General features: G+C 54.1%; 22 protein-coding genes, 1 tRNA gene, 2 pseudogenes and 1 other annotated feature. Of the genes and pseudogenes, 6 read left to right on the forward strand and 19 right to left on the reverse strand.

What is annotated here, in order from left to right:
• Positions 1-9: 9 nt before the first annotated feature.
• From AC27HQ_RS08230 to gspC, 9 genes are read right to left on the reverse strand one after another with little or no spacing between them, the layout of a single operon-like run.
• Positions 10-813 carry a hypothetical protein gene (locus AC27HQ_RS08230; RefSeq protein ID WP_487155667.1) on the reverse strand — a complete coding sequence of 268 codons (804 nt, stop codon included), beginning with the start codon at positions 811-813 and terminating at the stop codon, positions 10-12.
• Entirely contained in the window at positions 810-1,433 is a 624-nt protein-coding gene (gene gspJ / locus AC27HQ_RS08235) for a type II secretion system minor pseudopilin GspJ (protein ID WP_487155668.1), read from the reverse strand. The genes AC27HQ_RS08230 and gspJ overlap by 4 nt, the downstream gene beginning before the upstream one ends.
• Positions 1,430-1,816, reverse strand: a complete 387-nt coding sequence (gene gspI / locus AC27HQ_RS08240; protein ID WP_487155669.1) for a type II secretion system minor pseudopilin GspI — start codon at positions 1,814-1,816, stop codon at positions 1,430-1,432. Before gspI ends, gspJ begins: the two co-directional genes overlap by 4 nt.
• Entirely contained in the window at positions 1,800-2,339 is a 540-nt protein-coding gene (locus AC27HQ_RS08245) for a prepilin-type N-terminal cleavage/methylation domain-containing protein (protein ID WP_487155670.1), read from the reverse strand. Before AC27HQ_RS08245 ends, gspI begins: the two co-directional genes overlap by 17 nt.
• Before the next feature lie 2 nt (positions 2,340-2,341).
• Positions 2,342-2,809 carry a type II secretion system major pseudopilin GspG gene (gspG, locus tag AC27HQ_RS08250; RefSeq protein WP_487155707.1) on the reverse strand — a complete coding sequence of 156 codons (468 nt, stop codon included), beginning with the start codon at positions 2,807-2,809 and terminating at the stop codon, positions 2,342-2,344.
• 2 nt (positions 2,810-2,811) lie between these two features.
• Complete coding sequence (gene gspF / locus AC27HQ_RS08255) at positions 2,812-4,023, reverse strand: type II secretion system inner membrane protein GspF (protein WP_487155671.1); 1,212 nt, start codon at positions 4,021-4,023, stop codon at positions 2,812-2,814.
• Between the two features lie 2 nt (positions 4,024-4,025).
• Positions 4,026-5,540, reverse strand: a complete 1,515-nt coding sequence (gspE, locus tag AC27HQ_RS08260) for a type II secretion system ATPase GspE (RefSeq protein WP_487155672.1) — start codon at positions 5,538-5,540, stop codon at positions 4,026-4,028.
• Between the two features lie 15 nt (positions 5,541-5,555).
• Complete coding sequence (gspD, locus tag AC27HQ_RS08265) at positions 5,556-7,610, reverse strand: type II secretion system secretin GspD (protein ID WP_487155673.1); 2,055 nt, start codon at positions 7,608-7,610, stop codon at positions 5,556-5,558.
• Between the two features lie 6 nt (positions 7,611-7,616).
• The gene (gene gspC, locus AC27HQ_RS08270; protein WP_487155674.1) at positions 7,617-8,477 is read right to left on the reverse strand and encodes a type II secretion system protein GspC; all 861 of its coding nucleotides are present in this window, start codon (positions 8,475-8,477) and stop codon (positions 7,617-7,619) included.
• A 420-nt stretch (positions 8,478-8,897) separates the two neighbouring features.
• Here gspC and AC27HQ_RS08275 point away from each other — a divergent pair, with 420 nt between their 5' ends.
• Entirely contained in the window at positions 8,898-10,376 is a 1,479-nt protein-coding gene (locus AC27HQ_RS08275; protein WP_487155675.1) for an alpha/beta hydrolase, read from the forward strand.
• A 53-nt stretch (positions 10,377-10,429) separates the two neighbouring features.
• Here the strand turns inward: AC27HQ_RS08275 and tatB are convergent, their stop codons facing one another.
• The 3 genes from tatB to AC27HQ_RS08290 all read right to left on the reverse strand — a co-directional run bounded on the left by tatB (position 10,430) and on the right by AC27HQ_RS08290 (position 13,150).
• A complete protein-coding gene (tatB, locus tag AC27HQ_RS08280) occupies positions 10,430-10,705 on the reverse strand; it encodes a Sec-independent protein translocase protein TatB (RefSeq protein ID WP_487155676.1) in 276 nt (91 codons plus the stop codon).
• A 14-nt stretch (positions 10,706-10,719) separates the two neighbouring features.
• Positions 10,720-10,950: a twin-arginine translocase TatA/TatE family subunit gene (gene tatA / locus AC27HQ_RS08285; RefSeq protein ID WP_487155677.1), complete on the reverse strand. Its 231-nt coding sequence runs from the start codon at positions 10,948-10,950 to the stop codon at positions 10,720-10,722.
• 94 nt (positions 10,951-11,044) lie between these two features.
• Positions 11,045-13,150, reverse strand: a complete 2,106-nt coding sequence (locus AC27HQ_RS08290) for a PhoX family protein (protein ID WP_487155678.1) — start codon at positions 13,148-13,150, stop codon at positions 11,045-11,047.
• Positions 13,151-13,378: 228 nt separating this feature from the next.
• Here AC27HQ_RS08290 and AC27HQ_RS08295 point away from each other — a divergent pair, with 228 nt between their 5' ends.
• Positions 13,379-14,323, forward strand: coding sequence for a 2OG-Fe(II) oxygenase (locus tag AC27HQ_RS08295; protein ID WP_487155679.1), 945 nt, complete (start codon positions 13,379-13,381; stop codon positions 14,321-14,323).
• Between the two features lie 8 nt (positions 14,324-14,331).
• Here the strand turns inward: AC27HQ_RS08295 and AC27HQ_RS08300 are convergent.
• Positions 14,332-15,296, reverse strand: a pseudogene (locus AC27HQ_RS08300) (IS30 family transposase).
• A gap of 160 nt (positions 15,297-15,456) precedes the next feature.
• On the opposite strand from AC27HQ_RS08300, the gene AC27HQ_RS08305 reads away from it, so the two are divergent.
• Both AC27HQ_RS08305 and AC27HQ_RS08310 read left to right on the forward strand, forming a co-directional pair.
• Positions 15,457-16,119, forward strand: a complete 663-nt coding sequence (locus AC27HQ_RS08305; RefSeq protein ID WP_487155680.1) for a hypothetical protein — start codon at positions 15,457-15,459, stop codon at positions 16,117-16,119.
• A 110-nt stretch (positions 16,120-16,229) separates the two neighbouring features.
• Positions 16,230-17,467: pseudogene (locus AC27HQ_RS08310) on the forward strand (IS3 family transposase).
• Positions 16,508-16,639, forward strand: a sequence feature (AL1L pseudoknot). (Overlaps the previous pseudogene by 132 nt.)
• A 294-nt stretch (positions 17,468-17,761) precedes the next feature.
• Here AC27HQ_RS08310 and AC27HQ_RS08315 read toward each other — a convergent pair.
• Positions 17,762-18,247 (reverse strand): hypothetical protein, encoded by a 486-nt coding sequence (locus AC27HQ_RS08315; protein WP_487155681.1) that lies wholly within the window; start codon positions 18,245-18,247, stop codon positions 17,762-17,764.
• 943 nt (positions 18,248-19,190) lie between these two features.
• Between AC27HQ_RS08315 and AC27HQ_RS08320 the strand changes: the two genes are divergently transcribed.
• Complete coding sequence (locus tag AC27HQ_RS08320; protein ID WP_487155682.1) at positions 19,191-20,477, forward strand: tetratricopeptide repeat protein; 1,287 nt, start codon at positions 19,191-19,193, stop codon at positions 20,475-20,477.
• A gap of 310 nt (positions 20,478-20,787) precedes the next feature.
• Here AC27HQ_RS08320 and AC27HQ_RS08325 read toward each other — a convergent pair.
• The 5 genes from AC27HQ_RS08325 to dapA all read right to left on the reverse strand — a co-directional run bounded on the left by AC27HQ_RS08325 (position 20,788) and on the right by dapA (position 24,481).
• Positions 20,788-20,877, reverse strand: a tRNA-Ser gene (locus AC27HQ_RS08325).
• Positions 20,878-20,923: 46 nt separating this feature from the next.
• The gene (purC, locus tag AC27HQ_RS08330; RefSeq protein WP_487155683.1) at positions 20,924-21,637 is read right to left on the reverse strand and encodes a phosphoribosylaminoimidazolesuccinocarboxamide synthase; all 714 of its coding nucleotides are present in this window, start codon (positions 21,635-21,637) and stop codon (positions 20,924-20,926) included.
• The gene (locus AC27HQ_RS08335; protein ID WP_487155684.1) at positions 21,637-22,446 is read right to left on the reverse strand and encodes an MBL fold metallo-hydrolase; all 810 of its coding nucleotides are present in this window, start codon (positions 22,444-22,446) and stop codon (positions 21,637-21,639) included. The genes purC and AC27HQ_RS08335 overlap by 1 nt, the downstream gene beginning before the upstream one ends.
• A 17-nt stretch (positions 22,447-22,463) precedes the next feature.
• Entirely contained in the window at positions 22,464-23,570 is a 1,107-nt protein-coding gene (gene bamC, locus AC27HQ_RS08340; RefSeq protein ID WP_487155685.1) for an NlpB/DapX family lipoprotein, read from the reverse strand.
• A gap of 35 nt (positions 23,571-23,605) precedes the next feature.
• Positions 23,606-24,481, reverse strand: coding sequence for a 4-hydroxy-tetrahydrodipicolinate synthase (gene dapA, locus AC27HQ_RS08345; RefSeq protein ID WP_487155686.1), 876 nt, complete (start codon positions 24,479-24,481; stop codon positions 23,606-23,608).
• A gap of 229 nt (positions 24,482-24,710) precedes the next feature.
• On the opposite strand from dapA, the gene AC27HQ_RS08350 reads away from it, so the two are divergent.
• Positions 24,711-25,268 (forward strand): glycine cleavage system transcriptional repressor, encoded by a 558-nt coding sequence (locus AC27HQ_RS08350; protein ID WP_487155687.1) that lies wholly within the window; start codon positions 24,711-24,713, stop codon positions 25,266-25,268.

Below are 25,268 nucleotides of genomic sequence, written 5' to 3' on the forward strand. Positions count from 1 at the left end.
CCGTTATTGTCAGGGCTCGCAGGCCGTTTGTTCTCTGAGGACCACTTTGCCGTTGGGGGCATCCAACAGCGAGCATTGATAAAAGCGCCGCTCGCCAAACTCGGCTACCAGCTCCAGACGCATAAACCAGGGCGCCTCCTCAGGCGCTGCCCGGCCTTCGAAGACCTCCTTGATCAGCTCTGGGCTGCGCTCCAGATCAATCGGGCTCGACGGCCCCGGATAGGCGGTAACAAAGGGCGCTAAGGCCTGCCAGGCTTCTGTATTCATACCCACCACCGAATTCAACTCGGAGGCCAGCAACATCTCGCGGTTACCCGCCAGACGGGACGGCTCATCCAGCCGGTATACCGGATCATCCGTCTCGGGATTCATCCAGTCGGTTACCGCCACGGCCAATTGCGCACCGGCTGGCATGCTTACCCCGCTTTCAGCCCCAACGCGATCAACCAGGCGGGCAAAGTAACCCTGTTCAGCCTCATCCGCGCCGGCCAACGCATTCAGGTTATAGCGACACTGCATGTTATCGAGCGTTGCCTGAAGTCGCACACCGTCCACCGTGAACGGCAGTACCGGCGAACGACAGGTTTCCCATAACAAATCCTCCGGGCTTTCAACGCGTTCAAGCAGCTGTAACACCATCTTTTCTCCCCCCAGGGACACCTGTCTGGAGAAATCGCGTTCAAATACTGCACTGGTGCGCCGAACATCCACTTGCCCACGCATGGCCATGGCCACTGCCGCACTCACAGCCAACGCAACCACCAGCAACGCGGTAATCAGCGCCACCCCCCGTTGCTGGCTGAAAGGCGTCATAGCCCCACCGCCATAAGACGTCGTATTTCGCCGTAACCAGGCAACTCCAGCGTCACTTCAACAGCCAAAGGCAGGGTCGCCGATAACGCGTCAGTATTGACCGGCGGCCAAGAATCGAGACGATCAAGGCTACCGTCTTCCAGCCGCACTATGACGGCAAAGCCACTTTCCAACCCCATTGCTTCATCCGCTTCAACCAGCGTGCCAAAAGGCTGTACACGGGCACTTTCACTGTCCGCAATATCCACGCCCGGCCACAGCTGGCGCTGCAAGCCCTGCTCGGTGATCAGCCAAGCGGTGCGCCGCAGACGCTGATCGCCGCCAGCACCGGCACGAACCAGTTCCAGCAGCTTGGCGTCGCCACCAGCCCGCAGACGCAACGAGGGCATACGGTCGCCGAACTCATCACGCACCGCCAACTCAACAACCTGGGCCAGGTCACGCTCCAGAACACTCAGGGTGACTTGCAAGTCTGCCAACCGCTGTGCATGTCGCTGGGTCACCTCATCGGCGGTCAAGACCGCACGCAGTCCGCTGTAGGCCATGACACTCATCATGGCAAACACGGCCATCGCCACCAGCAACTCCAACAGGGTAAACCCCCCTTGAGCTCGCTTCATGGCAGAGCAAACCCGACGACAGATGCTCGCTGTTGCTGTTCACCCTGTTCAGCCAGCCACAAACGGATATCAATACGCTTGACCGCCGGCAAGGGAATCGGTGCTTCAGGCGTATAGTCACTGATACTGACCTGATAGCCGTATCGAAACGGCCCCATGGTCACGTCACCTGAGCGGTTGCCTTCGGCCAGCGGGCGCATACCCGCCTCGTATTCGGCCAGCAGATTCTGCCCGGCCCAATGCGCCAGCGTGCGCTCCTGCAGGTAGAGCGTATTGCGCGAGTGATCCGAACCACCCTTGATCAGGGCTGCCAGCGCTACCGCCAGAATAGTCAGCGCTACCAGCACCTCCAACAGGGTGAAGCCCTTATTCCGGCAAGGCATCCAGCACCTCGATGCGGCCTTCAAGACCAATCTCGATATAGCGTCGAAGGGGCTTGCCGACGACTTTCAGGGTAATCAGGGCCGGTGTCATTTCACCGGTATTGCCAAGGCGTATATGGGGTTCCCAACCCAGTGTCTGAGGCAGCGATCTGCGCTGACCGTCCATTTCCAATTCCACTTCAATCAGGTCCCGTTCAAACTGCCATGGTCCCAGCTGGGTATCATTCAACGGCTGCCACTCGCGGGTTGAATCATCAAGCACGACCAACTCCAGAAAACTGTAGGCGTCCTGACGTAAGCCTAACGCGCGCTCTGCACTGCCGGTAATAAGGGATTCGTCCCGGGCTAGTCGCAGCACACCGGCCAGCCGTTGGGTTTCGGTACGCAATTGCCGGTCGGCGCCATCACCTATTGCCAGGGTTGCCAGACTGGCAACCACGCCGACCAATACCAGCACAACCAGCAGCTCGATCAGAGTAAAACCTGCATAACCGGAGCTGAGGCGTGGGTGCTGGCGCAGCATGTTCAGCGAGCCTCGGCGCGATCAACGTTCCAGTTGCCGATATCTGCGTTCGCGCCTTCACCACCGGGGCGCGCATCCGCGCCAAGGCTGAACAGATCATATTCCCGACCGTCTCGACCGGGACGCATGTACTGGTATTCGTTACCCCATGGATCCTTCTGCAAGCGGTCGATATAGCCACCATTGCGGTAATTACGCGGTGCATCCGAGCCTGTCGGGCGAACGACCAGAGCAATCAGGCCCTGCTCGGTACTCGGATAAACGAAATTATCCAGACGGTAGAGGTTGAGCGCGCTTTCCAGCGCACGAATATCGTTCTGAGCCTTGGTTGTGCGCGCCTGATCCGGACGATCCATGACCCGGGGCACGACCACAGCCGCCAGAATCCCCAGAATCACCACCACCACCATGACCTCGATCAGAGTGAAACCACGCTGGGCCGCTCGGGCCATATGACTTGTCTTGTGCATCATCAGTTAACCAGTTGATTGAGTTCAAAGATCGGCAACAGAATGGCCAGTACGATGATCAATACCACGCCCCCCATTGCCAGGATCAGCAGCGGCTCGAATACCCCCATTACAATGGCAATACGGGCCTCGAGTTCACGCTCCTGGGTTTCAGCTGCCCGCTCAAGCATGGTATCGAGCGTGCCGCTACTCTCTCCACTTTTAATCAGGCTCAATGTCATCGGTGGAAAATAGCCGCTGCGCTCCAACGCATGCCCCACCCCGGATCCCTCTCGCACCCGTTTGGCGGCATCGGTTACTGCATCACGCATGGGCACGTTGCTGATCACGCTGGCACTCATGTTCAACGCATCCAGCAAAGGCACGCCGCTACCAGCCAGGATGTTCAGCGTTCGGGCAAAGCGCGCGGTGTTCAGGCCGCGAATCAGTCGACCCAACAGTGGCACCTTCAACAGCCAGGCGTCCCAGCGGTATCGGGCCTGGGGGCGTTTGAGCAATTGCTTGAACGCAATGAAACCGACAACCCCCGCCACCAGCATCAAAAGCCCCCAGTTACGCATCGCATCACTGGTTGCGATAAGCGCACGGGTCAACCAGGGCAATTCCTGATTCATGCCAGCAAACACCTGCACCACCTCAGGTACCACATAGGTCAGTAGTGCCACAGTAACAAGCAGGGCAATGACCGTCAGAATCGCTGGATAGAACATCGCCAGTTGGATCTTCTGGCGCATAGCATTCTGCGCCTCGACATTGTCAGCCAGTCGCTCCAATACCAGGTCCAGACGACCGGCCTGCTCCCCTGCAGCCAGAGTGGTACGGTAGATCGCCGGAAACACCGAGGGAAACTCACCCAGCGCGTGGGCCAGCGGCAAGCCTTCCATGACACGCGTGCGCACCGCTGACAGGGTGGATTTGACCTTCTGGGTTTCACTTTGCCGGGCAACCGTACCGAGTACTTCTTCAATCGGCATGCCGGCCCTTGCCAGCGTCGCCATCTGCCGGGTTGCCAGCGCCAGCTCAAGGGGCTTGATACCGCGCTGCATGACCGGCATGCGCATCACGGTCTTGCGTTCGGCAACCTGGTTGACTGACATGGGCATCAAGCCCTGATCTCTTAGCCGCCCACGGACCTGACGGGAAGAATCACCCTCCTCGACGCCCTTGCGGGTGCGACCGGCCTGATCGACTGCAACGTACTCGAATGCCGGCAAAATCAATCCTCCCTGGTAACGCGCAGCACTTCTTCCAGGGTGGTCTGACCCGCCAGCACGCGCCGGATACCATCCTGACGTATGCCGGTTTGTGCCAGACGGGCATGCCGGACCATAGCCTGCTCACTGGCACCGTCATGGATCAGACCTCGGAGGGTATCATCCACCTCAATCAGCTCATAAATACCGGTTCGGCCTTTGTAACCGTGGTTATTACACTCGTCACAACCGACCGGACTATAAATGGTCGGGGTCTCTGCGGCATCCACGCCCATCAATCGGCATTCGCTGGCTGAGGCCGGATGCGCGCGCCGACAGGTTGGGCACAGCGTCCGCACCAGTCGCTGGGCCAGCACGCCGTTCAGGGTCGAGGACAAAAGAAAGGGCTCCACGCCCATGTCACGTAATCGAGTAATAGCACCAACGGCAGTATTGGTATGCAAGGTGGAAAACACCAAGTGGCCGGTCAAGCTGGCCTGAATGGCAATCTGTACCGTTTCGACATCGCGAATTTCACCGACCATCACCACATCCGGATCCTGACGCAGGATGGCCCGCAGACCACGAGCAAAGGTCATGTCGACCTTGGTGTTGATTTGTGTCTGACCAATGCCATCGAGGTAGTATTCGATCGGATCCTCTACCGTGAGAATATTGCGACTGCGATCATTCAATTGCATCAAGGCCGAATACAGTGTGGTGGTCTTGCCCGAGCCGGTGGGTCCGGTTACCAATACAATCCCATGCGGACGACTGATGACCCGTTCCATGGCTTCGTAGTGATCCGCACCCATGCCCAACTGGCGCAACTCAAGCCGTCCAGCCTGCTTGTCGAGCAAACGCAATACCACCCGCTCACCATGGCCGGAAGGCAAGGTCGAGACCCGCACATCCACTGCGCGTCCTACCAGGCGCAGACCAATACGGCCATCCTGGGGCAGCCGCTTCTCGGCAATATCCAGCTTGGCCATCACCTTGATGCGCGAGACGATGACCGGCGCCAGTGCGCGCGGCGGCTCGAGAATATCGCGCAACACGCCATCCACCCGCAGGCGAATAGACAGGCGGTTTTCGAAGGGTTCAATGTGGATATCCGAGGCATTTTCCTTGACCGCCTCGGAGAGCAGCGCGTTGATCAGGCGGATGATCGGCGCTTCATCCTGTGACTCCAGCAAATCCTCAGGCTCAGCCAGGGACTGGGCCACCGACATCAGATCGGCATCCTCGCTGAGGCCCTCGACAAATTGCATGGCATCATTGGCTGAGCGCTCGTAGCGATCACGCAGCCGTGCAGCAAAGGCATCATCATCCAGAACATGGGGTTTCAACGGGTGCTCGGATCGCCTCCGCAGCTCAATCAAGGCTTGCGGATCACAGTCAGAGCGCACATACACATCCAGAAAACCCTGAATCACCGAACCTGGCAGCACGCCAAAGCGCCGGGCAAAACGGTAGCCGGTTTCGGCCTGAGGGCCTTCTGTAGCCGGCAGCATGTCACTCAGCTCTGCGTCACTCATGGCAGCACCCCATCTTTATTCTGCCACCGGTGGGGGTGGTGCCGGCAATGCGGCACGTGCCGGAACACCACCCATGATGGCATTCTCGAAGGGCGCCGGTAGTGACATCAGATAACTCCAGTCGGGGAGAACCGGTGTGTCGTTGCGCGGCAACAGATTGCCGGCGCGGTTGCGCTCCTGCAGTTGCTGATCGCGGATATAGCTGTATTTGGAATGGGTCAGATCCTGGGCAACAGCACTGTCACGGATGATCACCGGGCGCAGGAATACCATCAGATTGCGCTTTTCCATGCGCGCCGTGTCGTAGCGGAACAAACGACCCAAGCCAGGAATGTCACCCAGACCGGGGACCTTGTCCCGGGTCTCGACCAATTGATCATCAATCAAACCGCCGAGTACGATCAGTTCATTATCATCGACCATGACGTGGGTCTTCAGACTACGGGTATTGGTGATCAGGTCAGCTGCACCGGTCACGCCCTGGGCGATCTGCGAGACTTCCTGCTCGATTTCCAGGCGCACGGCGTTACCTTCGTTAATTTGCGGTTTGATCCGCAATTTGATACCCACGTCCTCGCGCTGAATGGTGTCGAAAGCCTGACCCGAGGCCTCAACCGAACGTCCGGAGATAAAGGGGACGTTTTGACCGACGACAATCTCGGCCTCTTCATTGTCCAGCGTCATCAGCGAGGGTGTAGAAAGAATATTACTGGAGCTGTCGCTTTGCAGCGCGTTGATCAGCAAAGCAATCTGGCTACTACCAATGCTCGCCAGACCACCCAGTGCCAGACCATTGCCCAGCGACGGCGGTGTCGTCACTGTACCTTCGAGGAAGGCGTTAACACCGGAGGCCAGATTGACGATGCCATTGCCACCACGATTGAAGTTGATAATACCGACACCAGCACTTTCGTTACCCACGCCCCACTGCACACCCAGCTCCTTGGCGCGGTCATAGGACACTTCAGCGATGACCGCCTCGACCAGGACCTGAGCACGGCGAATATCCAACTGCCGAATAATCGAAGCCATTTCACGGGACAGCTCGGCGGGGCCATAGATAACCACCGAATTGGTGCTCTCATGTGCCTGAATTCGAATGCTGCTGGTTTGGGTTCCGTACTGGCTGCTACCCATGCCGCCATCGGCACTCTGCTGAGTCGGGGCTTGCTCCTGCTCCAACCCTTCGGCAATCCCGCGCAGCACTTCTGCAACGTCTTCGGCCTTGGCATAACGCAGGTAATGCACCTGGGTTGCGCCGTCATCCGCTGGCGTATCCAGACGCTGGATAATGCCGCGCAAGGCCAGACGGTTTTCCGGATCACCACGCAGAATCACGGTATTGGTCCGGTCATCGGCAATCACCCGCGCGCGCTTGGTGAAGTCCTCGCCGGGAATCGGCGCATCAAGGGTTTGAACCATGCGCACCACATCAACAGCTGAAGCATGCTCAAGGGAGATGATCTCGAAATCTTCCATCGATTCGGTATCAATTTGCTGTATCAGACCTTGGATCCGGCGCACGTTTGCAGCGGTATCGGAAATCAGCAGCGTATTGGACTCCACAGCCGCAGCCAGATGGGCACTCTTGGGCATCAACGGACGCAGGATACGCACCAGTTGTCCGGCATTGACATAACGGACACCGATGACATGGGTGATGATGTCATCTGACCGGCTGCCTTCATCCAGCGGCGCAATCTCGTTTTCCTTGGCTTGAACGTCCGGAAGAATACGCACTACCCCGTCCGGGCTGGTGACTGCGGCAAAACCATAGGACTTGAGCACACCAAGAAACAGGTCGTAGAGTTCACCCCGGCGAATAGGTTGGCCTGACACCACATTGACCTGCCCTCTTACCCTGGGATCAACGATGAAATTGATGCCCGTCTCCTGACTGACGATTTCGATCAGCCCGTTAATTTCAGCATCACGCAGATTGAGCACCAACTCCTCATCCGGGTCACCAACGGAGAACACGGCAGTTTGCGCCTGCACAGCAGTACTGAGAAGGCTCAGGCCCAGCATCAAGGGCAGGGTACGGCGGGTCATCTTGGACAACATCAGCATCGTGTCTCAATCCATCGTTATCGTTATAGACAGGGGCTCACCGCCTCTTTCAAGCAGCAGGGTCACAGTGTCCCCGGTCAGCTCCTGAAGGATGTCACGGTAGTCATTGATTTCTGCTACTGGCGTGCCTTCGACGGCAATCACCACATCACCAGGCTGCAAACCGGCAGCCTCAAACTCTCGGGCATTGCGCGACGGGCTCACCTCGATACCGTACATGGCGCCGTCAACCAAAACCGGACTGGCGCTGATCACATCCATGAAGCGCTCGGGGTCCGACATCCATGCCTCGCGATCAATACGGGCAACGCCGCCATCCTCGGCCAGACTCAGATTGGAATCGACGGGGGGTAAATTGGCCGTGCGCCTGGATGGCGATCGAGCAGGCCCAGGCTGTGTGCGCTGCAAACGCAGGGTTTCAAGTTTGCCATCACGAGCCAGAATGACCCGATCAGACAAAACCTGCTCGAGTCTCACGTTACCCGGCAGGCTGGCACCCACACGATAGGCACGCTCCGGCTGGCCCTGAGGCGCGAGAATGGCGGCGCTGCGCTGCGGGTCAGGGTCTGACAACACGCCCTTGAGCACCCAGCTCAAGGAGGTATCAGGGGCGTTGACCACCGCCGTACCGCTTTGCGCAGCAGCACCGAACACCGAAAGGGAGGCAATCTCGAGATAGCCGCGCTGGGCACCTGAAGGGGTCGCGCTTGAGCTGTCAACGCCTCCGACTAATATGGGCGGGAGCACGCTGTCAGGCTCGACAATAGCCCAGGTCAGCCGCCCAAGTAGTACAGCAGACAACATCACCAACACCAGCGTCAGCAGCTTGAGCAGAGGATCAATTGACAAGCGGGCATCCAGGGGCATGCGTTCTCCAGAGCAAAGACAAGGGCCTTTCAAGGGGCCAGATCATCGGCAGCAATACTAATGACCTTTCTTTGCAAAATTATTGTTATAGGTCTGAAACAAGGGTTGCAGGCGAATCGATTGTCACGAAATTGCCATCCCCCGACAACCCCCTGAACGGGTTAATCCGTCCCCCTCAGGCAGAAAAGACAAAACAGACAGGTTTAACTGGTCACCAGCATCACCCAAAAGGGTTAGATTTCCGACACAGTGATCATAACTATTGATGGGGCTCTATCCATTCGACTGAAAACCATGTCCAGTTACAAACTGCTGTCTTGCCGTGAGACAGCTTACAGGCTTTACTAGTGCCAGCATTGCCAGCATTAACACCGCATCAACATAACAACAATTTTTGGCCTTGCCGTCAGGAGAAGAACAATGCACGTATTAAAGAAGTCAGCTTATCTCGGCCTTGTGATCAGCGCCGTTGCCTTGGGTGGTTGTTTGAGTGGTGGTGGCGGTGGTGGCGGTAGCGCCGCCGACAGATCAACACCGCAGCTTGAAAGGATTGACGATGGATTCTTTGTGGTCAATGAAGCTCAACTGCCGTTCGAGCCTCTGGCTGCAGTTCCCGTTTATGAGAACACCAGCCGCTGGACTGGGGTGCTCGGCGGTGCCGGTTATCGTGTTGAAGTACCCGAAAACTGGAATGGCATGCTGGTTATGTATACCCACGGTTTTCGCGGTGAAGGCTCAGAGCTGACAGTTGACAGCCCCCCAATGCGGCAATATCTGATTGATAACGGTTACGCATGGGCCGCTTCATCTTACAGTTCCAACTTCTATGATGTTCGGACTGGTGTTGAAGATACCAACGCGCTAGCTCTGGCATTTACTGATATCGCCGCTGAAAACGGTCGCATTCTGAACGAGCCGAGCAAATACTACATCACTGGTGTTTCCATGGGCGGCCATGTTGCCGGCGCAGCCATTGAGCGCGAAACCCAGCAAACAGCCAACAATTTTGTACCATACGCTGGTGCAGCCCCAATGTGCGGCGTCATGGGCGATACTGCCCTCTTTGATTACTTTGCTGGCTACACACTGTCTCTTTTTGAAATTGCCGGTGTCGGTGCTGATAGCTTTCCGATATCTGAAGCTGATGCTGCGGCTAAACTAACAGACGCACAAGCAGCCATTTGGACCGATTATGCCGCCAATCCGAGAGCGGATGGACTCACCTTTCCAGCCGGTCTGCAGTTTCTTAATACGTTACAAAATCTGAGCGGTGGTCCGCGTCCAGTTTACCAAGTAGCTTTTGGTGGATTCCAAGACTTGCTGCAAAGTTTTGCGGGTGCTGATGGAACAGTGACCGGCATATTGGACAGATCGGTTGTCGATACCAGAGACATTGTCTATCGATTTGAAACCTCCCCGGGAGAACCCCTCTCATCGACTGAGCAGCAATTTAACAATATTATTGTTCAAGCCGAACCTGAAAGACGAGCTAACCCGTTACGCAACGATGGATTGCGCCTGATACCCAAGGTTGATGGCGATCTGTACGCCGATATTCCGGTCGTAACGATTCATACCCTTGGTGACTTGTTCGTCCCCATCAGAATGCAACAAATTTATCGCCAGCGCATGGAATCCAATGGTTGGGGCGACAATCTGGTTCAACGTGCAGTCCGCGCTCCGGGACATTGTGACTTCTCCATTGATGAGTTCACCAACACCCTGGATGCCATGTTGCAATGGGAACAGAACAATATTGTGCCCGCCGGTGACGATCTGCTGGACCCCGTGGCTATGGCCGACCCTCTGTTTGGGTGTGAGTTCACGGTTGATGGGTTCCCGCAAACAACCACACGGCAATCAATCTCTCCATTTATTGGTACCTGCCCAACGCCCTAAAACCACACAAAGCTAGTTGCTTTCGGATTACAGGCCTGCCACGTACCAGCGTGTCAGGCCTGTTTTTTTTCACCATCCAGCTCCACCAACTCCAACGCCCTGCGCCGAATATTGGTGGTTCGCAAACGCTTGACCTTCTGATCCAGCGCCTGCAGCTCATCATTGGGCAGTTCTTCCGTGACTTGCCGCTGCACATCAGCAAAGGCCGCCTTGGCCTTGCCCAGCATCAAACCGAGCATTTTCAGCAAGGTCATACAGCGCTGCGGGCCCAATACCAGCAGCGCCACCATGACAATCACCAGCCACTCCATCATGCCGCTGTCAAACATGCTGCCACCCCCTGTCAGGAAGCGCTGCGTTCGCTGTTAGGATTTGATGGCGATACCTGCACCGCCCCCGCCTCAAGGTTCAAAGCCTCACGACTATCCTCGCCGTCCTTGACTGCCTTTTTGAAGCCGCTCAAGGCACTGCCCAGATCACCACCAATACTGCGCAAGCGCTTGGTGCCAAACAGCAACATGACAATCACCAATACGATCAACAGCGAGCCAATACTTACGCCGCCAATACCCATAATTCAATCCTCGTTCAAATGGCCGCCAATCGGCGTCTCTGGATAAAGTTAAAACCTGGGCTGACCATGCGAGGCACAGCCAGCCCGTGGCGCATCAGCTACCTATAATGCCGCCGTCGTCCTTGGTGATGACAACAGTGCACGAGCGTGGCGAAATACTGTCGTTGTAATCCGGGAAGCGGCTACGTACTGTGCCCTCCGACCACTCAGTTGATGTGGTGGTGGCGCCAGGATGCTGCACGTTGATAAACAGGGTGCGCTGATCCGGCGTGCTGATGCAGCCGGTGATTTCCTGGCCAACCGGGCCGGTCAGGAAGCGACGAATCTCACCACTGACCGGATCCGCTGCAAACATGCAGTTGTTGCCCATGATCTGGTAGACACCGGTGTTCTGACTGCCCTCACCGATATCGGTCTGGATCCAGACCCGGCTGTCGTAGTCAATCCACAGACCGTCCGGCGAACTCATGTAGGCCTCAGGCGTCAGCACATCACCGTTGAGATCGCGGCCGATCAGGTTGCTCTGACCTTCTTCACCTCCGTCACCACCCAGCAGGAACAATTCCCACTCGAAGCGTAGCGATGTATGGTCAGCGTTTTCCTCCGTCCAGCGTACAATCTGGCCATGACGGTTGGTCACCCGCGGGTTCGCCGCATCAATATTGCCGTCGTTACGACCGCTGTTATTGGTCAACGTGAAGTACACATCACCGTTATTCGGATCAACCGCACCCCACTCCGGGCGATCCATCGGCGTGGCACCGACGGTATCAGCGGCCAGACGGGTATTGACCAGTACATCCGCCTGATTGCTGAAACCATTGGCATCGGTCAGACCATTCTGGCCATAGACCAGCGGCAGCCAGTCACCCGTGCCGTCTTCGTTGAAGCGAGCAACATACAGAATGCCGTTATCCAGCAGGCTGCCGTTAGCGGTGGCAGCATTAAATGACTGAGCAGTAACGAATTTGTAAATGTACTGGAAGGTGGAATCATCACCCGAATAACACACCACTGAGCGCCCTTCGACCGCCGGCGCAAAGATCACGCCCTCATGGGCGAAGCGGCCCATGGCAGTGCGTTTCTTCGGCACATCCTCGGGATCGAACGGATCAACCTCGACCATCCAGCCAAAGCACAGCGGCTCGTTACGATAGTCTTCAGTGGCGTTGGCGCCCTTGATGCTGGCATCAAAACGGATGTACTGATCCTCGCCGCTTTGTGCCAACTCCCAGGCATAACGACCGGTGCCAGTCGGGCTGGAGTTGACCCCATAGCGTGAATGCTCACGGGGATTAGCATTGCCGCCATTACGGAAGTAACCGGCCCAGTTCTCCTCGGAGAACATGTAGGTATTCCAGGGTGTCACACCGTGGCCGCAGTTATTCAGGGTGCCGCGTGTCATGGTACCGGTCGGGCTGTAGAGGGTACGAACAAAGTCGGTACCACGAACCGGACCCTGAATTTCCATGGGGGTCAGCGCGGTAATACGGCGGTTCAGTGCATCAGCCTGAATGGCCCACTGGTTGTCCAGGTCCTTGCGAATACGGAAGATGCTGATGCCATGGGCGTTCATTTCCTTCAACACTTCATCGGTGTCACGGAAGCGGTTTTCAAGCTCGTCGGTGTAGATACGCACTCCACCTGAATTCAACGGCTGGCCCACTGAATCGGCATGCATAAAGCGCGGCTCGACATACTCATGGTTGATCACCAGCAAGCCGTCATCCGAGCTGCCCTGATAGGGATCCTGACCCTCAATCGGGAAAAAATGCATGCCATCGTGGTGACTGCCGACCTGGAATGCCTGGTCAGCACCGGTCGACTCAGTCAGGCTTTGCGCCGCCAGACCACCAATGATTGGCGTGCCCCAGGGGGCCAGCACCTGAAAGCTGTAGCCTTCTGGCACAACGATGGTATCGGCTTCGCTGGCCGCTACCGCTTCGAAACCCAGTAGCGCAGGAGCAGGTGTACCCCCATTGTCATTGCTGCCCGAACCACCGCCACTGCTGATACAACCAGTCAGACTGGTGCCCAGCAAACCCAAAGCAGCAGCGCCGACTGTGCCCTTGAGCACATCGCGACGAGCCAGTCGAGCCTGCAAAACGGCGGCAAAGGTCGGGTTCAGTGAGTAATTGACCTGCGGCTCGTCGCCTTCGCCATGATCAACTACCAGCACCTTGTTCATATCTGTGGTCATGCGTCTTTCCTCATCAGGGTTTGTTATCAACCCAGCTATGATGAAAAGCGGTTATGACAAGTCGGCGGCGACAAAATGAAGCTTTGATAAGCGTTTCACTACCAAAGCACTGATTTTTTATGACATGAGAAATTGCCAGTAATCGCGATGAGTTATTAAAAAGCGGAACACTGAATTGAAATATGCATGGCTTATGGTGAATCGACTGTCCATACCCGATGAACTGCCATGCCCTTAACCCTGCAACCTGGAGACGCACTGCCCGATTTTCTTCTGCCAAGCGAGAACGGTGTCAGTCGCTTTTTCTATGAGTCCTGCTGCGGCAAGGCTACCGTCCTCCTGCTCGCTAAGAACATCGCGGCGGTGGCTCATCTGCATCCCACTGATACCTTCAATCTGGTTGTGGTCTTGGGCAGTGAGCGCCACGGCGACAAACCGGCATGGCCTGTTCTGGAAAATGCTGCATCACTTTGTCTGCGCCTGAGCGGCCATGAGCAACCAGACTTGTTAGCCTTGGTCCTGGGACCGGACCTGCGACTGGTAACCACCCTGCAAGCCCCCGGCCAGGCCGAGCTTGTGACTGAGATAGACCGCCTCCCTAAGCGCCGAGATAGCCAACTACTCAGCGAGGCTGCTCCAGCATTGATGATCCCTGGGGTAATCAGCACGGACATTGCTCAGGCTTTACTGAGGTGCTGGCAGCAGAATCACTCACCCAGCGGCATGCCACGGCGACAAGGGGCTGAACAGGTGCTGATGCCGGATCCGAAGTACAAATCAAGACTCGATCACAGCCTGCAGGATAAAGCCCTTATCACAGCGCTGAATCACGCCCTTCAGCAGCGCGTGTTGCCGCCCATGGCCCGCAGCTTTCATTATCTGCCCACCCGCACTGAAGGTTTCAAGATCGTGGCCTATCCAGCTGATCAAGCCGGACACTTTGCCGCACACCGGGACAATATCAGCCCAGAAACACGGCACAGATACTTTGCCCTTAGCCTCAACCTGAATGACGATTACGAAGGTGGCGAACTGGTTTTCCCGGAATTCAGTGACGACCGCTATCGTCCGCCAGCCGGCGCTGCACTGGTGTTCTCGGGATCATTGTTGCACAAGGTTCAACCGGTTAGCCGGGGTTGTCGGTATGTCGCACTCAGCTTTCTGTGGCAATAAAACCAACCCTATATAGCGGGCGGTCTCTGGGACCAAGTGCAACACATAAGTGCAACGCTCACCCCTGAATAAACTTCGTACGGCATATTCCATCCCAGGCGTTTTAGTTGGTTTAGATTGATCTTCGCTGCGACCTTACTTACCGATTCCACGGCATCGTGCTGAAGTCGCTTCCCTTGGAAAAGTATTGCAGCAACAAACCATTGGTGTTCTCGTTGGTGCCGCGCTGCCAGGACGCATATGGGTCGGGAAAGTAAACGCTAAGCCGCTCTTCAAGGCTATCTGTTCGTGCCCCGCAAACTCCTTGCTGGTGTCCAGCGTAAGCGTATGCGCCTGGTGTCCTTTCAGCTGAAGAATAAGGGCCCGCGTCACTTGGAGCATTCTGTGTTTAACCGGATAGGCACTGAGATAACCACTTTTTCGACACACCAACGTGACCAAGTTACCGCCCTTGCCATGCACAATGTCGCCTTCCCAGTCGCCGATCCGTTCACGGCTTGATGCCTCGGAAGGACGCTAGCTGATAGATACCCGATTTCGAAGCTGATCCCGCCTGTCATGGGTCCGTAGTGCTTACGGTAGAGCCTGCGGCGCTGTCGCAGACACAGGTAAAGCTCACCGCGTGGCGTTTATCAGTATCGATAAAACGGTAAATCCATTCATAGCTGACCACATGATCGGAGCATTCAAACCGAAGACGGGTGGCTATTTGCTCTGGGCTATAATCCATACCCAGCCAGACAGGTAGCCGCTGGTTAAGCAATGCACTGGGTTTACAATACTTGCGCGCATTAGTGCGCAGATGATCGAATCGGTCTCCAGCTTGCTCCGCCTTGTAGCGGTCTCCAGGACTATTCCGCCTAACCTCCCAACTGACTGTCGATGTATGGACGCAAATCTGTTTGGCAATGCCCGATAGGGCCCCGCCTGATGCCAATCCGGATTCAATCTGGTAACGTTTGCTCTGAGTCAGCTGCCGGTAATGTGCATTAACTGGTTAGTTGTAGTAAGAATTCAGTTTTTAGATGCTGCTATTAATCCAATCTGCACTGATTAGCGATTTCCTAAAGGTGGTGCACGTGCAGAATGTAATCTACTATCAATAACTTTATAACATATTTTTATGGTGATACATGCGACTACGATCTCTTTTTACAGCCTTCGTTCTATCTTCGATAGCAAGTTTTTGCTATGCAGACTTGGATGCAGGTCTTGCTGCATTTGAAAACAACGACTATAAACTGGCCTATGAGATATTAGCGCCCTTGGCTGAGCAGGGTGATCCTTATGCACAGGACCGTCTTGCATTTATGTACGCAAGTGGACGGTTTGTCCAACAAGATTCTAGGATGTCTGAGATCTTGAATGAGCAGCTGTCAAACACATTAATACAGCGTTCAATTTATGATGATGAATCTGATGAATCTACTGAATCCAGTAATTCAGTTGTTGACTTAAAATTACTGTGTGAATCTTCACACAACCTTTGGACCGGAAGAGTAAAAGTAGCTGAGGAGTTAGAAGGCAGAGTTGTTCGTGTAAGTTTATATGCGACCTCAAGATCAATTGAATTCGATGGTTTGAGCGGTGAAACATCTTTTGGATGCAGAAACTGTGATCAAATTCATTTGGGCATGAACGTTTCTAATGCAAACGCTACAGTTCCAGCTGGTTTAAAAAAGGCTGATCGCGTGATAGTCGAAGGTCGAGTGACTTCAGCTGTTTTATGGGGAAACGTATTTGATGGTTGTTTCGTTAAGGTCGATGCTATAAGCGTTAGTATTGACGGCTTTTAGCAATAGAAAACCATTTTGATAGGAATGTCTCACTCTAATATTTTTTCAGTAGATGGCGGTCTGAATCACACCGGGCTTCGTGGAGGCCTCAACTCTTGAGAGAATGAGGCATGAAGAAATCTAACAGCTACTCCCCTGAAGTCCGTGAACGTGCTGTCCGTATGGTTCTGGAGAACCTGAAAGACTATCCATCTGAATGGGCAGCCATCGAATCCATTGCACCCAAGATTGGTTGTGTCCCGCAGACACTGCATGTCTGGGTGCGCAAACACCAGACCGACAACGGCCAGCGACCCGGTCAGACAACTGAGGAGCGGGACCGTATCAAGGCCCTGGAGCGCGAGAATCGTGAGCTGCGTAAAGCGAACGAGATCCTCCGCCTGGCCAGTGCTTATTTTGCCCAGGCGGAGCCCGACGGGCAGGCCATCCGGCGCCGCAACAAACCCTGAACGCCTTCGTTGACGAGTACCGTGACCGTTACGGGGTCAAGTCGATCTGCCGCGTGGTGCAGATCGCTCCGTCCGGTTACTACCTGCATGCAGCGCGTGCCCGACAGCCTGAACGGCGAAGCACTCGCTCCCAACAGGATGAGTTGCTGTGTGAGGACATCAAGCGTGTATGGGAGGACAACATGCGCTGCTATGGCGTCGTGAAGGTCTAGAAGCAACTCAGGCGCGACAAGGTGCACGTTGCCCGTTGTACGGTTGCGCGACTGATGCGCCACTTGGGGTTACAGGGTGTTCGGCGTGGCCAGGTAGTTCGTACCACGGTGCCTGATGGCAACGCCGCTTGTCCTCTCGACAAGGTTCAGCGCCAGTTCAATGCTGACCGTCCCAATCAGCTTTGGGCTTCAGACTTTACATACGTTTCAACGTGGCAAGGTTGGCTGTATGTAGCCTTCGTTATCGATGTCTTCGCACGACGCATCGTCGGCTGGCGTGTGAGCAACAGCATGAAAACGGACTTCGTGCTCGATGCCCTGGAGCAAGCACTCTACTCCCGGCAGCTAGGCCAAACGGACGGTCTGATCCACCATAGCGACAGGGGGAGTCAGTACGTCTCTATTCGTTATACGGAGCGTCTCGCTGAGGCTGGAATAGAACCCTCTGTTGGTAGCAAAGGAGACAGCTACGACAACGCCTTGGCGGAAACCATCAATGGATTGTACAAAGCGGAATTGATTTACCGGCAGTCCTGGCGGAGCCGCGAAGCCGTCGAAATCGCCACCTTGAAGTGGGTTCACTGGTACAACCACCAGCGGCTACTGAGCTCGATTGGATATATACCGCCGGCAGAAGCTGAGGCAAACTTCTACCAGCGACACACCGGTCAGGCCATGGCTGCCTGACTTAAACGAAATGGCCTCCATAAAACCCGGTGTGATTCAAACATAGCTGGTGGGGATTCTGACCTAAACATGCAAAATAATTCTGATAGCTATTTCACCAAGTCACTGCTTGTCAGCGCTAGTAACTGTCCAAGTAACTACCTGGTCTATTTAGATCAGCAATGGCTCACGGTGAACCATCTTTAGTTTACCGGCGTATTGCACAATAACGAAGCTAATCTGTCTCATGTGTCGATATCGAACATAGACTTCATCATTTTACCATTTATAGCACTATTTTAAGCCATATAGATGTCAACCGAAATTTTCAGTTAGCTCTATTGATGCCGCCTTATATCGAGCAAAGATATCAATTTCATCCAAACTAACAAGGTAATTTGGAATCTTGCTTCTGAGGCCTAATTTGATTAATACCATGTCTTCATCACTAGTAATCAACACAGGAGTCGTATACTTACAGAGCAAATCTTTAAGTTGGCTAAATCCATTTTCTTCAGAAATACAACCCTCAATAAGTATGCTTTGAAGATATCTGAAAGGGACGGCATGATCGTATACTAAGCCCTTATCTCCGAGTCTCTTGTCTAAACTTTTCACAGATCTATATTTTGGGACTTTGTGTTTTTTCTGTCCCCAAGACTCCCACAAAAAGAATATTGGCTCTCTTAAAGCTTTTGTGTAACATCTTGGCGGCATATTAAGAGCCTTCACTTTTCTGCAATACAGCACTGCCTCATAAATTAACTGGAGTCGTTCTTTTTCGGTCAAAATTTTTTTCATGCCAAGTCCTTAAACCAAATTTATAGCAGAGCAGTTGCTGCTAGAAACAACCAACTTATACAAAACACAGTGCATCATTAATTATGATCAGGAAGAATTAGGCCACAAGCATTTACTACTCAGCCATTTTTTGCATGCTGAGTCAATACGACATGCTTACACTGCCTGACAACTAAACTAACTCTGTAGCATTTTCACTCAATTGCAAGCCAAGCAAGTATCCTATGGATCAACAAGAATCGACTGCGCACTTTATCATTCTTGAAGTTTTACAGTCCAGCCCAAGAGTGCATATTATCTTTCATCGCTGGAGGGAAAACTGTCAAAAATTCTTCGAAGCTGAAATGCTCTAGACGCATTTAAAGTCATCGAGCAATAAAATCGAGTATTCGCCTAAATTCTAACTCTTCTAAGCGGCATTTTTCTTTTTTAAATACTGAATCACACCGGGTTTGGTGCAGGCTTCAACTATTGAGAGAATAAGGCATTACTAAATGTTAATGGCCAATTAATCTGACCCACCCTCAAGTGGGTAAAATTAATGACCATTGACACTAAATCCAATAGCTAATCCCCTGAAGTCCGCGAACGTGCTGTGCGCATATACTGTAGAACTTCAAGGACTACCCCTCCGAGTGGACAGCTATCGAATCCATTGCAACCGAGATTTGTTGTCTCCTGCAGACACAGAATGCTAACCTGTGGCTAGTGAGAAGACAGCTATTGAGCCCGTGAAATACCGAAGGAATTGCCGGTAAAGCGGCCTGACGGGCCGAAATGTGGCTAAACGACCTCAAAACGTGACTAGGCCGGTAAAATCGTTAGCGAGATGATTATCTTCGAACTAAAGCAAAAAAATATTGAGATACCTGCTACTTCAGACCTATCCTAAAACTCAGCTGAAATTACTGACAGAAGAATCTAAAAACAAGGAATAGCGCACATGATAAGAGCAAATTTACTTTCTCTAATTATTTTAATCAGTTGTATAATTTCTGGGTGCGCATTACCAGATGGCGGCGCTGCACATTATGCTAAAGCATTACAATACGCAAATGGTGAAGGTATTCAGCAAGATAGCTCAGTCTCGGCAATGTATTTGGAATCTGCTGCTACACAAGGACACATCGAGGCTCAGATCCAACTCGGATTGTTTTTTTTAGACGGCAAAGGTAAAGGTTTACAACGAGATCCCAGAATGGCTCATTACTGGTTCACCAAGGCTACGCAGCAGGGCAATGCAGAGGCACAGCTTTATCTTAAACTGAGTAATTTAAACACACCACTATACTGTGAAGCAGGCGATAGCCAACAATCAGAACTACCAACACTAGCTATAACTGAAACCTATGAAATCAGGGGTGAAAGAGGCATTGAGAGATACACAAGAGGTCACCAAACTCAACATGCGGTTAACCACGAAACGTTACAGCAAGAGAATGAAGAATTTGCCGGCTGGTTACAAAAAATTGCTGGGCAGGGTAGTGTCACCGCCCAGTTACATCTCGGATTATTGTATTTGGTCGGTAAAGGCGTACCAAAAAATGAAATAGTTGCTGCTAACTGGCTCCGTAAAGCGGCTGATCAAGACGATTCCAGCGCGCAATTCCTTCTTGGTTGCATGAATCTGAACGGTAAAGGTGTTGTGCAAGATGATATCGTGGCTGCTAGTTGGTACCAAAGGGCTGCGCAAGGGGGTAGTAGGGAAGCTACAAATGAACTAAGAAGAATAAAAGAAGCGCAACAGCAGGCAATTGCCAAAGCTGAGCGCGAATCTGAGGAAAAGAGAATAAAAGAGATTCAGGACGCACGCGAAAGTGAATTTTCAGCTAATCCCGCCTCGGAAGAACTATATGAAGCGATCCACTTCATAATTCATGGCGACTCACAACTTAGTGGACTCCTTGTCAATTCCGATTGCACGTCATTAGAGAGTAGTTCTTCTGGACAAACATTAATTATTAATTGGAATAACGTTATCTGGAATTCGGCTGCGATTGTGGACAACAACTCCGTGATCCGCTTTTCGTGCATACAAGACTGCATTGAATACATAAACGATAGCCTAAACGATAGTCCGAGCTATTTCCTGAACTCTAGCTATTTACTGATAAACTATTTGCTTCCAAAAAACAGACTTTACTTTCCTGCTCGCACCTCTATAGACCGACTTAGTGGTGCTATTGCCGTTGCTAGAAGTTATTGCCCAGGCGCTAACTCTAGATTTTGATTTTATATCAAAGGAAGGTCTGCAATCGACCCATTTTATAGTGAGGCGGTATTGGCATACTGATAGGCATAAACAACGAATAATGCATGATTATGGGTTAGTAAGAAATGCGCACTGCGCACCATGCGCTGCGGAATGCGCACCGTGATTAAGTATTTAGAATGACGTATACATGCTTGTGGATTTGACTAATCTGCCACAAAGCACCGAGAACTGAGATATAGCGACGAGACAAATTGTCTAACAAAGTGTCTACTTCCGACAAAGCAAACAAAAAAGCCCTGAATAATCAGGGCCTTAGTGGTAATAGTGGCGGAGAGTCAGGGATTCGAACCCTGGGTACGGTTGCCCGTACAACGGATTTCGAATCCGTCCCGTTCGACCACTCCGGCAACTCTCCTAAGTCGGCGCGCATCATAGCAGTTCAGCTATGGCTGCGGAAGGCTTTAACTGAGGGGTACACCGAGGCGCTGGGCGACTTCTTCGTAAGCCTCGATAACACCACCCAGGCCTTGACGGAAACGGTCCTTGTCCATTTTCTTGCGCGTTTCCTTGTCCCACAGGCGGCAGCCGTCCGGGCTGAATTCGTCGCCCAGTACGATCTCGCCTTTGAACAGGCCGAATTCCAGTTTGAAATCCACCAGCAGCAGGCCAGCCTGGTCAAACAGTTGCTTGAGGATAGTGTTGACCTGAAGGGTCAGCTCCTGCATGCGCGCCAGTTGTTCGGCCGTTGCCCAACCGAAGGTGACGACGTGCGAGGCATTGATAAAGGGGTCGCCCTTGGCGTCGTCTTTCAGGAAGAGTTCAAAGGTCGGCGGCACCAGGGCCATGCCCTCCTCCACACCCAGACGCTTGACCAGGCTGCCGGCAGCATAGTTGCGCACTACGCACTCGACCGGAACCATATCCAGCTTCTTGACCAGGCATTCGGTGTCCGACAAGAGACTGTCGAACTGGGTGGGAATGCCAGCTTCTTCTAGCTTTTGCATGATGAACGCATTGAAGCGGTTATTGACCATACCCTTGCGTTCCAGCTGCTCGATCTTCTTGCCGTCAAAGGCCGAAGTATCATTGCGAAACAGCAGGACCAGGCGATCTGGATCGTCGGTGGTAAAGACCGATTTGGCCTTGCCACGGTAAAGTTCAGTACGTTTTTCCATTATCGGCTCCCGCTCTGGGCAATAGGGTGATGATCTGTCAGGTCGTCTGGTCCGGCAATGATCTGCCAGGGCAACCCTTGATTCTGTTCGGCCAGCAGCAGCTCGCCGTGCCAACCGCTCATGACTTGCTGGAGTGCACCCAGGGCCAGATCCGGTCGATTGTTCTTCTCACTGATATGAGCTATAGCCACATGCCGCAAGCGAGTCAGGTCCAGCTTTTCCAGCAGAGCGGCGGACTGCTGATTGCTCAAGTGACCCAAATCCCCACCTACCCGCGCGCGCAGAGAAGGCGGGTAAGGTCCATTGGCGAGCATCTCGGGATCATAGTTGGCCTCGAGAAAAAGACCGTCCAGCTCGCCATAGGACTCGACAATCCAGGGCGTAATGGCACCCGTGTCGGTGAGGATGCCAAAGCGCTGCTGACCACTATCAAAAACAAACTGACAGGGCTCATTGGCATCATGTGGCACCGCCACAGGCAAAACATCAAGTTCACCGATGCGCAAAGGGCTATCCAGTTCGATCCGTTCAAAGGCCAGATCAACACTGCCCATGGCGCGCCGGGTCCCGGCTGTCATGAAGACCGGCAATTGGTAACGCCTTGCCAGACGCTCGACCCCCTGCACATGGTCTGCATGTTCGTGGGTGACCAGAATCGCCGTCAGTTGCCGGGGGCTCAGTCCGGCTATTGCCAAACGCTGCTCAGTAGCCTTGAGGCTGAAACCACAGTCAATCAACAGCCGCGTTGTGCCGTACTCAACGACTGTGGCATTACCACGACTGCCACTACCCAGCGAGCAATAGCGCATACACTGAAGCGCCTTGCTCAATCCAGACTGGCTCTGATCCGTTCGAGCAGACCACGCGCCTCAGCTGCCCCGGCAGCGGTATCAATATCTTTCTGTACCGTTACCTGCACTGCGTCACCAAAGGCCGTCAGACGAACCTGCAGACGCTGCTGCTCGTCAGCTTCCGTCTCGTCGCGACCAAAGAGTCGTGAGAAGAAGCCAGGCTTTTCCTGACTCTCCTGGGCACTTTGCGCCAGATCGACATAGTACACACCCGCACTGCGATTCAAGTCAGTGACCAGAATGTCAGCATCCGCCAGCGCCTGACCAACCGCCGTCCAGGCGCGGTTGAAATCAGCAGGCACATTCAACAACGGATTACCGGCGCCATCCACACCCAGCGTTGCACGTTGCGCCGAGCTGATACGCTGAGCCACCAGCGAGGCGCTGTCACCGGTGCGGCTGAGGCTGAGGTAGCTCTCCATTTCCGCCAGTACTGCACGTTCAAGATTGGCGTTATCCGAGCTGTCGGGCCAATCCGTCCGGCTGCCACCCTTGCTGCGATCCATATGCAGGACAAAAATCTCACTGCTACCAGACTGCACGCCAGGTTCTACGCGAACACGAAAACGCTGTTCCTGTCCATCCACGCGTCGTCCCTGTCCAACCGCAGGCAGAATCCGCCGCAACAGGGGATTATCGGACTGATCATCAAAGGCTAGCCAACCTGTCTGCAATTCACCCAGGCTAGGTGATTCGCTGACTACCGGAACCTGATAATCGGCAAAAAACTGGCGTACCTGAGGCCAGGTTTCGGCTTGTGAGCGTTGCGCCTGAACCCAGCGGACTGCACCATTCTGCTGCAAGGAAAACTCGACGCCACTGGCAGCGATGGACAGGGTCTGAGGACGCGGCACTTCGAACTTGCCCGGCTCATCGACCACCGCTACCTGACCGGGTACCGGCAACAGATCACCCAGCGGCTTGCTCTCAATCTCCTGCGGGACAGCCATGCGCGGCTCGATCACTGACTGCTGATAATCAGAACCCCGATCGCGGAAGTAACCACTATCGCCGAAGATATATCCACAACCGCTCAGGCTGCCAATTACGACCACCGTCAGCGCACCGAGTACAGGCTTCATAAGTATTTCCTTGATTAGGTAAGGACCGGATCCAGTCACAGTAAACCGCATTGCTGCAGCGCCTGCCGGACAGTCTCGTGGCAACGTGCGCTCAGGGGGGTCAAAGGCAGGCGCATGCCATCGCCTATCAAACCCATCTGCTGCAGCGCCCATTTGACCGGAATGGGGTTTGACTCGATAAACAACGCCTTGTGCAGCGGCATCAGTGATTCATTGATGCGTCGGGCAAGGTCGGCGTCGCCCCGCAGAGCTGCGGTACAAAGATCATGCATGGCCTGTGGTGCAACGTTGGCCGTGACGGAGATATTGCCCTTGCCGCCCATCAGAATCAGCTCTACGGCAGTCGGGTCATCACCGGAGTAGACGGCCATACGATCACCCACCCGTTCGATCAGTTCACGGGCACGTTGCAGGTCGCCCGTGGCTTCCTTGATACCAACTATATTACTGATGCCCGCCAGGCGCTCAACGGTCTCGGGCAACAGGTCACAGGCTGTGCGGCCCGGTACGTTGTAGAGAATCTGCGGAATGGCAACCGCTTCAGCAATATGCCGATAATGCTGATACAAACCCTCCTGGGTGGGCTTGTTGTAATAGGGCGTGACCAATAGACAGGCATCGGCGCCGACACTGCGGGCAGCCTCGGTCAGCTCGACCGCTTCACGGGTTGAATTGGCGCCGGTACCGGCAATCACCGGGATTCGTCCTGCAACCTGATCAACCACCCGGCGGATGGCTTCCTTGTGTTCGTTCATGTCGAGCGTAGCCGACTCGCCCGTGGTACCCACGGCAACAATGCCATCGGTGCCTTTGTTCAAATGAAAGTCGATCAGCTGCTCAAGCGCCTGCCAGTCAAGGCCTCCACGAGAATCCATGGGTGTTACCAGCGCCACCAGGCTGCCTGAAATCATGCAACTGCTCCACTTGAAACATTGACCCGCAATGGTACTTTCGACCCGCTGCCAGCACAAGGGAAGCGCCAAAGAATTCAACATCTGCCAAGGCTTTTCGGATTGACTGCCAAGGGGGCCATGATGACGACCACAAGACGGTTGAACCCATAGCCTGAGACAGCCACAATATGCAGGCCGCAGCGGTGCTCTTCTGCAACTCCGTACCGCTTTCCAGCCAAGGAGCAACATGTCTACAGTCATCGCCACCCGGGATCAGTTTCTGGTCATCAATGCCCTGGGCACCCAGACCACCAGCATGGTCACCACGCTTACCCGTCTGTGTCTTGAACAGCGCTGCCTGATCGTCAGCAGCCGCATGAGTCGCCATGGCACCTGCACCTCACTGTTGCTGCAGGTCAGCGGCAATTGGGATGCGCTGGCGCGCCTGGAAAGTCTGATGCAAACCGTGGCCAAGCGTGAGCATCTGTCACTGTCCATGAGTCGCAGTAAAAGTCTTGAGGAGCGCCCCCAGGCGCTGCCCTATAACGTGTTTGTCACGGCTGCACAGCGGCCGGAACTCTGTGCCGAACTCTGCACTTTTTTTCAGCAGCTCGAGATCGACATCGAAGAGCTCTACAGCTTCACTTACATGGCTCAACATACCGGTACCGCGATGCTCAACATGACCTTGACCATCGCCATCCCTGCCCGCACTCAGCTGAGCTGGCTGCGTGAACAGTTTCTGGATTTTTGTGATGAACTCAATCTGGATGCCGTTATCGAACCCTGGCGCCCCATGCACTGA

Source organism: Halopseudomonas sp. 4NH20-0008 (assembly GCF_057548395.1).

What these genes read in the sequence shown, in the direction of transcription:
- AC27HQ_RS08230 (WP_487155667.1), bottom strand. Translation starts at nt 813, where the DNA reads ATGACGCCTTTCAGCCAGCAACGGGGGGTGGCGCTGATTACCGCGTTG.
- gspJ (WP_487155668.1), bottom strand. Translation starts at nt 1,433, where the DNA reads ATGAAGCGAGCTCAAGGGGGGTTTACCCTGTTGGAGTTGCTGGTGGCG.
- gspI (WP_487155669.1), bottom strand. Translation starts at nt 1,816, where the DNA reads ATGCCTTGCCGGAATAAGGGCTTCACCCTGTTGGAGGTGCTGGTAGCG.
- AC27HQ_RS08245 (WP_487155670.1), bottom strand. Translation starts at nt 2,339, where the DNA reads ATGCTGCGCCAGCACCCACGCCTCAGCTCCGGTTATGCAGGTTTTACT.
- gspG (WP_487155707.1), bottom strand. Translation starts at nt 2,809, where the DNA reads ATGCACAAGACAAGTCATATGGCCCGAGCGGCCCAGCGTGGTTTCACT.
- gspE (WP_487155672.1), bottom strand. Translation starts at nt 5,540, where the DNA reads ATGAGTGACGCAGAGCTGAGTGACATGCTGCCGGCTACAGAAGGCCCT.
- gspD (WP_487155673.1), bottom strand. Translation starts at nt 7,610, where the DNA reads ATGCTGATGTTGTCCAAGATGACCCGCCGTACCCTGCCCTTGATGCTG.
- gspC (WP_487155674.1), bottom strand. Translation starts at nt 8,477, where the DNA reads ATGCCCCTGGATGCCCGCTTGTCAATTGATCCTCTGCTCAAGCTGCTG.
- AC27HQ_RS08275 (WP_487155675.1), top strand. Translation starts at nt 8,898, where the DNA reads ATGCACGTATTAAAGAAGTCAGCTTATCTCGGCCTTGTGATCAGCGCC.
- tatB (WP_487155676.1), bottom strand. Translation starts at nt 10,705, where the DNA reads ATGTTTGACAGCGGCATGATGGAGTGGCTGGTGATTGTCATGGTGGCG.
- tatA (WP_487155677.1), bottom strand. Translation starts at nt 10,950, where the DNA reads ATGGGTATTGGCGGCGTAAGTATTGGCTCGCTGTTGATCGTATTGGTG.
- AC27HQ_RS08290 (WP_487155678.1), bottom strand. Translation starts at nt 13,150, where the DNA reads ATGACCACAGATATGAACAAGGTGCTGGTAGTTGATCATGGCGAAGGC.
- AC27HQ_RS08295 (WP_487155679.1), top strand. Translation starts at nt 13,379, where the DNA reads ATGCCCTTAACCCTGCAACCTGGAGACGCACTGCCCGATTTTCTTCTG.
- AC27HQ_RS08305 (WP_487155680.1), top strand. Translation starts at nt 15,457, where the DNA reads ATGCGACTACGATCTCTTTTTACAGCCTTCGTTCTATCTTCGATAGCA.
- AC27HQ_RS08315 (WP_487155681.1), bottom strand. Translation starts at nt 18,247, where the DNA reads ATGAAAAAAATTTTGACCGAAAAAGAACGACTCCAGTTAATTTATGAG.
- AC27HQ_RS08320 (WP_487155682.1), top strand. Translation starts at nt 19,191, where the DNA reads ATGATAAGAGCAAATTTACTTTCTCTAATTATTTTAATCAGTTGTATA.
- purC (WP_487155683.1), bottom strand. Translation starts at nt 21,637, where the DNA reads ATGGAAAAACGTACTGAACTTTACCGTGGCAAGGCCAAATCGGTCTTT.
- AC27HQ_RS08335 (WP_487155684.1), bottom strand. Translation starts at nt 22,446, where the DNA reads ATGCGCTATTGCTCGCTGGGTAGTGGCAGTCGTGGTAATGCCACAGTC.
- bamC (WP_487155685.1), bottom strand. Translation starts at nt 23,570, where the DNA reads ATGAAGCCTGTACTCGGTGCGCTGACGGTGGTCGTAATTGGCAGCCTG.
- dapA (WP_487155686.1), bottom strand. Translation starts at nt 24,481, where the DNA reads ATGATTTCAGGCAGCCTGGTGGCGCTGGTAACACCCATGGATTCTCGT.
- AC27HQ_RS08350 (WP_487155687.1), top strand. Translation starts at nt 24,711, where the DNA reads ATGTCTACAGTCATCGCCACCCGGGATCAGTTTCTGGTCATCAATGCC.